This window comes from Pseudoglutamicibacter albus, from assembly GCF_022346425.1.
Taxonomy (GTDB): Bacteria; Actinomycetota; Actinomycetes; order Actinomycetales; family Micrococcaceae; genus Pseudoglutamicibacter; species Pseudoglutamicibacter albus.
This window is the reverse complement of the sequence record NZ_JAKRCW010000028.1, coordinates 1-1135: the sequence shown is the minus strand read 5'-3', so window position 1 is coordinate 1135 and position 1135 is coordinate 1. Positions and strand designations below refer to the sequence as shown.

Annotated in this window: 1 pseudogene; it reads left to right on the top strand. The window is 54.9% G+C overall.

The window, feature by feature from the left end:
* Window positions 1–215: 215 nt before the first annotated feature.
* A pseudogene (locus MHJ63_RS09815) lies at window positions 216–1135 on the top strand (IS3 family transposase); the annotation flags it as partial.

The following is a 1135-nucleotide window of genomic DNA, read 5'->3' as shown; positions in this document are numbered from 1 at the left end:
TGAACTGCTCCCCTTTAGTTGGACTGAGAAATCAGTTACCGACTAGTGGGGAGCAGTTTTCATTGAGAGCACGAAGTTCGCTGAGCGAACATCAGCGTGAGCAGTTGGTTGAGTGTTTCGAGCAAGGCATGGGTTATACAGCCGCTGCCAAGACTCTTGGTGTCTCCAAATACGCCGTCCGTACGCTGCGTCGTCGGTTTCAGCTGCATGGCAGGCTATGTCTTGTGGAGAAACCGACAAAGCAGCAGTACTCGTTCGAGATCAAGAAGGAAGTTGTCCAACGCCACCTTGCCGGCGAGACAAAGATGGATCTTGCCCGTGAATTTGGCCTGTCCTCAGACAAACTCGTCAAAGATTGGTCCCAGAAATGGCGTCAAAGCGGCGATGACGCGTTGAAACCGAAGCCGAAGGGCAGACCCAAAGGCACGGCCGCACCGAAGCGGCTTACAGAAGAAGACAAGCTGCGCCGTCAGATCGCACGGTTGGAAGCGGAAAACGCGTATCTCAAAAAATTGCGGGACTTGAGGAACCAGGGACACGCCTGAAAGTCCAGGCGATCGTCATCCTCAAGTCACAGCATCGTCTGCAATACCTTTTGGATGCGGCAGGCATGCCGAGGTCGACGTTCTTCTACCACCAGAAACGCCTCAACGAACCGGATAAGTACGTGGCACTCAAAGACGCGATCCGGGAGTGCTTCGAACGGAACAAGCATCGCTACGGCTATAGGCGAGTCCTACTTGACCTGCGGAACCAAGGCTGGGTGGTCAACCACAAACTCGTGTACAAACTCATGCACCAGATGGGTCTTCGAGCCAAGATCCGCCAGCGCAGGCCATATGTTTCCTACACTGGGACGATCAGCCACATCGCTGACAACGCACTTGACCGCAGGTTCACCCCGGATAGGCCAAATACCGTCTTTGTCAGCGACGTCACCGAGTTCAGGGTCCAAGGCCGCAAGGTCTACCTGTCACCGGTGATGGACTTGTTCGATCGCTCTATCGTCGCTCACACCGTGGCTACATCACCGTCGACAGCGTTGACCACCGATTCCTTGTCCAAGGCAATCGCAGCGTGTGCACCTGAACCCGGGTGGATGATGCACACCGATCAAGGATTCCAGTACCAGCAT